5 protein-coding genes are annotated in these 6,482 nt (G+C 66.7%); 3 read left to right on the top strand and 2 right to left on the bottom strand.

Annotated elements, in window-relative coordinates; genetic code table 11:
• The 3 genes from nuoL to nuoN form a co-directional block, all read left to right on the top strand.
• On the top strand, positions 1-1,509 hold a 1,509-nt coding region (nuoL, locus tag JOZ00_RS15235), incomplete at its 5' end, for an NADH-quinone oxidoreductase subunit L (RefSeq protein WP_293344909.1).
• Positions 1,506-3,107, top strand: coding sequence for an NADH-quinone oxidoreductase subunit M (locus tag JOZ00_RS15230; RefSeq protein WP_293344913.1), 1,602 nt, complete (start codon positions 1,506-1,508; stop codon positions 3,105-3,107). The genes nuoL and JOZ00_RS15230, both read left to right, overlap by 4 nt.
• A complete protein-coding gene (nuoN, locus tag JOZ00_RS15225) occupies positions 3,107-4,693 on the top strand; it encodes an NADH-quinone oxidoreductase subunit NuoN (RefSeq protein ID WP_293344907.1) in 1,587 nt (528 codons plus the stop codon). Before JOZ00_RS15230 ends, nuoN begins: the two co-directional genes overlap by 1 nt.
• A gap of 6 nt (positions 4,694-4,699) precedes the next feature.
• On the opposite strand, the gene JOZ00_RS15220 is transcribed toward nuoN, so the two are convergent.
• Positions 4,700-5,092 (bottom strand): hypothetical protein, encoded by a 393-nt coding sequence (locus JOZ00_RS15220; protein ID WP_293344911.1) that lies wholly within the window; start codon positions 5,090-5,092, stop codon positions 4,700-4,702.
• A gap of 37 nt (positions 5,093-5,129) precedes the next feature.
• The gene (locus tag JOZ00_RS15215) at positions 5,130-6,392 is read right to left on the bottom strand and encodes a DUF58 domain-containing protein (RefSeq protein WP_293344905.1); all 1,263 of its coding nucleotides are present in this window, start codon (positions 6,390-6,392) and stop codon (positions 5,130-5,132) included.
• Between the last annotated feature and the right edge of the window lie 90 nt (positions 6,393-6,482).

The following is a 6,482-nucleotide window of genomic DNA, read 5'->3' as shown; positions in this document are numbered from 1 at the left end:
GCCTCGATGCTGCTGCTGGTGGTCGCCGACAACTACCTGGTGCTCTACGTCGGCTGGGAAGGCGTCGGCCTGGCGTCCTACCTGCTGATCGGGTTCTGGTACCACAAGCCGACGGCGGCGACGGCGGCCAAGAAGGCGTTCGTGATGAACCGCGTCGGGGACGCCGGGCTCGCCGTGGGAATGTTCTTGATGTTCAGCACATTCGGCACCCTGTCCTACGCCGGCGTGTTCGCCGGTGCGCCCGCCGCGAGCCGCGGCGCGCTCACCGCGATGGGATTGCTGTTGTTGCTGGGTGCCTGCGCCAAATCCGCACAGGTCCCGCTGCAGGCCTGGTTGGGTGACGCGATGGAGGGCCCCACGCCGGTGTCCGCGCTGATCCACGCCGCCACCATGGTGACCGCAGGCGTGTACCTGATCGTGCGGTCCAACCCGCTGTACAACCTGGCACCCGACGCGCAGCTGGCCGTGGTCATCGTGGGTGCCGTCACGTTGCTCCTGGGCGCGTTCATCGGTTGCGTCAAGGACGACATCAAGCGCGCGCTGGCAGCGTCCACGATGAGCCAGATCGGCTACATGGTGCTCGCCGCGGGTCTTGGTCCGGCCGGCTACGCCTTCGCGATCATGCACCTGCTCACCCACGGATTCTTCAAGGCCGGATTGTTCCTCGGCTCCGGCTCGATCATTCACGCGATGCACGAAGAGCAGAACATGCGTCGCTACGGCGGGCTGCGCGCGGCACTGCCCATCACGTTCATCACGTTCGGCCTGGGCTACCTCGCGATCATCGGTGTACCGCCGTTCGCGGGCTACTTCTCCAAGGACGCCATCATCGAGGCGGCGCTGTCATCGGGCGGCATCCGGGGATACATCTTTGGTGGCGCCGCGCTGCTGGGCGCGGGCGTCACCGCGTTCTACATGACGCGCGTGATGCTGATGACCTTCTTCGGCAAGAAGCGTTGGGCCGCGGGCACTCACCCGCACGAGGCGCCGGCTCTGATGACCGGACCGATGATCCTGCTCGCATTCGGATCGGTGTTCGCCGGTGGGCTTTTCGCCGTGGGCGGCACCCTGCGACGCTGGCTCGAACCCGTCGTCGGTGTCCATGAGGAATCGGCCCATGCCCTTCCGGCGTGGGTGAGCACCGCCCTGGCGCTGGGTGTCGTCGCCGTCGGGATCGTGGTGGCCCTGCGGCTGTATGCCAGAAAGCCCATCCCGACGGTCGCGCCGCTGTCGGTCTCTCCGCTGACGATGGCCGCACGCAAGGACTTCTACGGCGACGTCTTCAATGAAGAGGTCTTCATGCGTCCCGGCCAGGAACTGACTCAAACGCTTGTCGAGGTCGACAACGCGCGCGTCGACGGCTCGGTGAACGCGCTGGCGGCGCTGGTGGGCCGTACTTCAAACCGGTTGCGGGGACTGCAGACTGGCTTCGCCCGCAACTACGCATTGTCCATGCTGACGGGCGCGGTGCTGGTGGTCGCGCTGATCCTGGCGGTGAAACTGTGGTGAACGGCCCCTTCCTCAATGACATTCCGTGGCTGAGCGTGCTCTGGCTGCTGCCACTGGCCGGTTCGGTGCTGGTCATCCTGCTGCCGCCGGGGTTGCGGCAGCTCGCCAAGTGGACGGGGCTGGTCTTCGGCATCGCCACGCTGGCGGTGGCGGCGGTCGTCACTCTCGGGTTCAAAACCGGGGGCGCCCACTACCAGTTCGTCGAAAGCCATAAGTGGATACCGGCATTCGGCGCCGGCTACACCCTGGGCGTGGACGGCATCGCGGTGATCCTGGTGCTCTTGACCGCGGTCCTGATTCCGGTCTTGCAGGTGGCCGGCTGGAACGACGGCGCGGAGCGCGCGCCTCGCGGCGTACACGCCTACGTCGCTTTGACCTTGGCCATCGAATCGATGGTGCTGATCTCGGTCACCGCACTCGACGTGTTGCTGTTCTACGTGTTCTTCGAGGCCATGCTCATCCCGATGTACTTCCTGATCGGGGGCTTCGGCAGCGGTTCCGGCAGATCGCGCGCCGCGGTGAAGTTCTTGCTGTACAACCTCTTCGGCGGCCTGATCATGCTGGCCGCGGTGATCGGGCTGTACGTGGTGACGTCGGAGCACGGTTCTGGCACCTTCGACTTCCGGGAGATCGTGGCCGGCGTGACCTCCGGCCGCTACGGCGGGGAGTCCGCCGTCTTCAAAGCGTTGTTCCTGGGCTTCATGTTCGCGTTCGCGATCAAGGCCCCGCTCTGGCCGTTCCACCGCTGGCTGCCCGATGCCGCGGTCGAGTCGACGCCGGCGACTGCGGTGTTGATCACGGCGGTGATGGACAAGGTCGGCACCTTCGGCATGCTGCGCTATTGCCTGCAGCTCTTCCCCGACGCCTCAACGTATTTCCGCCCGCTGATCGTGACGCTGGCGATCATCGGCGTGATCTACGGGGCGATCGTGGCCATCGGCCAGACCGATATGATGCGCCTGATCGCCTACACCTCGATCTCGCACTTCGGATTCATCATCGCCGGCATCTTCGTGATGACGAGCCAGGGCCAGAGCGGGTCGACGCTGTACATGCTCAACCACGGCATCTCGACCGCCGCGGTGTTCCTGATCGCCGGATTCCTGGTAACAAGGCGCGGCAGCCGGGCGATCGCCGACTACGGCGGCGTGCAGAAGGTGGCGCCGATCTTGGCCGGCACCTTCCTCGTGTCGAGCATGGCCACCCTGTCACTGCCCGGACTCGCCCCGTTCATTAGCGAATTCCTGGTGCTGCTCGGCACTTTCAATCGCTACTGGCTGGCCGCCGCATTCGGGGTTACGGCGCTGGTCCTGGCGGCCATCTACATGCTGTGGCTCTACCAGCGGGTGATGACCGGCCCGGTGGCCATCGGCAACGAAAAGATCACCGATCTGAAGGCGCGTGAACTGCTCGTCGTCGCACCGTTGATGGCGCTGCTGTTCATCCTTGGGGTCTACCCGAAACCGGTGCTGGACATCATCAATCCGGCAGTCGAGAACACCATGACCACCATCGGTCAGCACGATCCCGCGCCGATTGTGCCGGTAGGTACCCCGAGACCGGGTGGAGTACCCCGGACAGCTGAAGGACCGCGATAATGACCCTTCCCTCCCCTAGCATCGAGTACTTCCTGCTGTGCCCGACGCTCATCGTGTTCGGTGTCGCCGTGGTGGGCGTCCTGGCAGAGGCGTTCCTGCCCAGGCGAATCCGCTACGGCGCGCAAGTGGCGCTCGCCCTGGGCGGTTTGATCGCCGCCTTCGTCGCGGTCATCGTGGTGAGCCGTTCGCTGCAGAGCTCCGGCCGCCCGGCGGTGCTGGGCGCGATGGCCGTTGACCGCCCGGCGCTGTACCTGCAGGGCACCGTGCTGCTGGTCGCGGTCCTCGCAATCATCTTCATCGCCGAACGTACGCAGGCGAAGGCCGAGAGCAAGGTCGCCGTCGCTGCGGGAGTCGGCGCGGCCGGCCTGGATTCGTTCACCCCGCAAGCGTCTGCCGTTCCCGACAGCGACGCCGAGCGCGAGGCCGAGCGGGCCGGAGCCGCCCAGACGGAGCTGTTCCCGCTAGCAATGCTGTCGGTCGGCGGCATGATGGTCTTCCCCGCCGCCAACGATCTGTTGACGATGTTCGTTGCGTTGGAAGTCCTCTCGCTGCCGCTGTACCTGATGTGCGGCCTGGCCCGTCATCGCCGCTTGCTCTCGCAGGAAGCAGCGATGAAGTACTTTCTGCTGGGCGCGTTCTCGTCGGCGTTCTTCCTTTACGGCGTGGCGCTGCTGTACGGCGCCACCGGCACGCTGCTGCTGACCGGAATCCGGGATGCGCTGGCCGCCCATGGCGATACCTCGATGGCTCTGGTCGGCGTCGCGCTGCTTTCAGTCGGCCTGCTGTTCAAAGTGGGTGCGGTGCCGTTCCATTCGTGGATTCCCGACGTGTACCAGGGCGCGCCCACGCCCATCACCGGGTTCATGGCAGCGGCCACCAAGGTCGCGGCTTTCGGCGCGCTGATCCGTGTCATCTACGTCGCGCTGCCCCCGCTGCACGATCAGTGGCGTCCGGTGCTGTGGACCATCGCAATCCTGACGATGGCGGTCGGAACGATCACCGCGGTCAACCAGGTTGACGTCAAACGGATGTTGGCCTACTCGTCGGTCGCCCACGTCGGATTCATCCTCACCGGCGTCATCGCCGACAACCAGGCGGGGCTCTCCGCCACGCTGTTCTATCTGCTCGCCTACAGCTTCAGCACCGTCGGCGGGTTCGCCATCGTGAGCCTGATCCGCAACGCGGACGGCGTAGAGGACGCCACGCTGTCGCACTGGGCCGGGCTCGGGCAGCGCTCACCCATTGTGGGCGTGATGTTCTCGATGTTCCTGCTGGCCTTCGCGGGCATCCCGTTGACGAGTGGATTCGTCAGCAAGCTGGCCGTCTTCAAGGCCGCCGCGCAGGGTGGCGCCGTACCGCTGGTGATCGTCGGTGTGGTCGCCAGCGGAATCGCCGCCTACTTCTATGTGCGCGTGATCGTTTCGATGTTCTTCACCGAGGCGACCGAAGACACCCCACACGTGGTGGAGCCGGGCATCTTGAGCAAGGTGGCGATCGCGGTGTGCGCCGCGGTCACCGTGCTGCTGGGCATCTTCCCGCAGCCACTGCTCGACCTGGCCGACCACGCCGCCCAACTGCTGCACTGAGCCGGCTCAGCCCAAGAACGGCCGGGTAGCCAGCGCGTAGATCGCCAACGCCCCCAGCGGGGCGGCCAACGGCAACCACGCCAGCTGCAGCGGAAACGATGCCGCGGCCAGCCCGATGATCGTAAAGCCAACGGCGGCAACAACTGTCGGCCAGCTTCCGATGACGGTCCAGCCGGACGCGCCGACCGCATAACGGCACACAAGGTAGGCTGCGGCACACAACCCGGACAGTGCGACGAGCACCAGCGGCGGTCCGGACACCATGATCGTGACCACGGCCAGCAGCACGGCAACCGTCGCGGCCGGCCGGAATACGATTCCGGCTCCGACGGCGATCAGAGCGGCCACCCATATGGCAACCGCGAATCCGTGCGAGCCATCGGCGGCCAGCCCCACCATCAGCAGGCCGAAACACGTTGCGAAAGCGGCCGTCCCGTTACCCACGGAGCCGTCCCCGCACCCGCCGGCGTCGATCCGGCATCACGCCCATCGACTGCTCCAAACCGCTGTCTTCGCGCCACGACACGATGTCGACGCCGATGGTGGCCATGTCGCGATACATGGCGGAGCGCTGCAGCGTCCACATCCGGTCGACCAGGGGATCCTGCTCGCCTTCGAAGGGAGAGCTGTCGAGAATGTCGACGGCCAACACCACATGGCCGCGCCTGCGCAGATCAATCAGCGCCAGCGCGAATTCCGTGTCGAGCATGGTGGAGAACGCGATGACGATCGCGCCGGCGGGGACGGCCGCGCGCGGCGCCAGTGTGCCCGTGGTGTTTTCGAACTGGTCGCCGGCACCGAGCACGGTGTCGAGCACCCGATAGAACTGACGCTGCCCGATGTCGGCACCGAACCACCGTGGGCGGTTGCCACCCAGGGCGACGATCCCGGCTCGATCACCGTGCCGCAGCGCGGTTTGCACCACTTGTGCCGCCCCGCGAACGACACGTTCGGTGGCCTCGGTCGCCGGGCCCGCCGGCTGCTGGTAAGTGTCGATCAGCACTACCACGTCGGCCGCGCGATCGGTCAGCCGCTCGGTGACATGCAGTTGGCCGCGGCGCGCACTCACCGGCCAATTCACCGCCCGCAGTTGGTCACCGGGCACATAGGGACGAATGTCGGCGTACTCAACGCCCGGACCGATATGTCGTGTCAGGTGCGCACCCAGGCGGTCGAGCAGCTCGGTCGGCGGAATGGGTGTGGCTTGCGGCGGGGTCAGCGGGAACACGATGACCTCGGCCGCGTCGACGGTGGCCGTCCCCGCCAACAGGCCACCGCGCGCTATCACGTCGACCCGCGCGCGGATGAAGTACCGGCCCCAGCGTTGCGCGGTCGCCGTCACCGCTTTGGTTTGCCCGGACCCCGTGACTTCGAGTTCCAGGCCCTCGATATCGGGAACCTCGACCCGGATCACCGAATACCCCGTGGGCCCACCATCTTCGGTCGCCGAGACCCGCAGGCGCGCCTGCTCGCTCTCGAAGCAGCGGTGCGCGTCGGGCTCGCCTCCCACCCGAATGGTTGGCACCGGGCGCTGCCAGCTGACCGAGCACAGCACACCGAACAGCGGCGCCGCGAAGACGACCAGCCGCCACTGCGCGCCAATCACCCCTGCCGCCAGGGCGAACCCGGCGCACGTGGCGATCGCCCGTGTCAAGTGCGATGCGCGCCAGCGAAACTCAGCGTCCCGGCTTCCGATCACGCCGGCTTCATCCGGTCACCCCATGCCCCCCGCTGGTTCGCGGAACCGGCAGGCGGCGCAACAGCTCCTCGATGACGTCGGCACCCTGGA

It is taken from the genome of Mycobacterium sp. (assembly GCF_019243155.1).
Classification (GTDB): domain Bacteria; phylum Actinomycetota; class Actinomycetes; order Mycobacteriales; family Mycobacteriaceae; genus Mycobacterium.
This window is presented reverse-complemented; position numbering and strand designations above follow the sequence as displayed.

Excerpts from the sequence above, each read along its gene's own strand:
- nuoN (WP_293344907.1), top strand. The coding sequence starts at position 3,107 with ATGACCCTTCCCTCCCCTAGCATCGAGTACTTCCTGCTGTGCCCGACG.
- JOZ00_RS15220 (WP_293344911.1), bottom strand. The coding sequence starts at position 5,092 with ATGGTGGGGCTGGCCGCCGATGGCTCGCACGGATTCGCGGTTGCCATA.